This window comes from Mycobacterium sp. E3339 (genome assembly GCF_001666915.1).
Taxonomy (GTDB): Bacteria; Actinomycetota; Actinomycetes; order Mycobacteriales; family Mycobacteriaceae; genus Mycobacterium.
Genome location: NZ_LZIZ01000147.1, coordinates 1 through 551 on the forward strand (window position 1 = coordinate 1; position 551 = coordinate 551).

A 551-nucleotide genomic window follows, 5' to 3' on the forward strand; every position below is an offset into this window, starting at 1 on the left:
GCCGGCTTGGTCATATCGAAGGTCAGACCTTGATTGACAGTCGAAAAGGAATAGATGATTCTCGCCAGCCATTCGCTACCGGCGGTCACGTCGACCCCGGCGCCGACCTCGCCGCGTTTCTGGGCGTCGCGCACGTAGGGTTCGAGGAACTTTGTGGTTCGGCGGACGGCAGCGTCGCCGTCGGCGACCATGTGGCGCATCAGCTCGGCATCGTCGGCCATCAAACGGTTCCGTGTGCGATGGTCCAGCAAGATTCTGGCATGGGTTTCCGCCATCGCTCCGACCTGCTCGGCCAGCGTGTTCTTCTTGGCCATGGCGGAAGCGACCTCTCGATAAAACCGCTGCGCACCGAATTCGATCGCGGCGTCGATGAGCACGTTGCGGTCTTCGAAGTACCGGTACACCGTGCCCCGCGACACGTTGGCTTTCCGCGCGACGTCCTGCACGCTGGTGCGCTCGATGCCGAGCTGGGTGAAGCATTCGTTCGCCGCCTCGAGGATCTGGTCCCGGCGATCGAATTCCCCATCCGACTCGAGATCGGACGGGGCCGG

At 63.2% G+C, this 551-nt stretch carries 1 protein-coding gene; it reads right to left on the reverse strand.

Going from position 1 to position 551, the window contains the following annotated elements; translation table 11 throughout:
- Positions 1-551, reverse strand: a 551-nt coding sequence (locus A5702_RS12880; RefSeq protein ID WP_068221188.1) for a TetR/AcrR family transcriptional regulator, incomplete at both ends; no start/stop codon positions are given.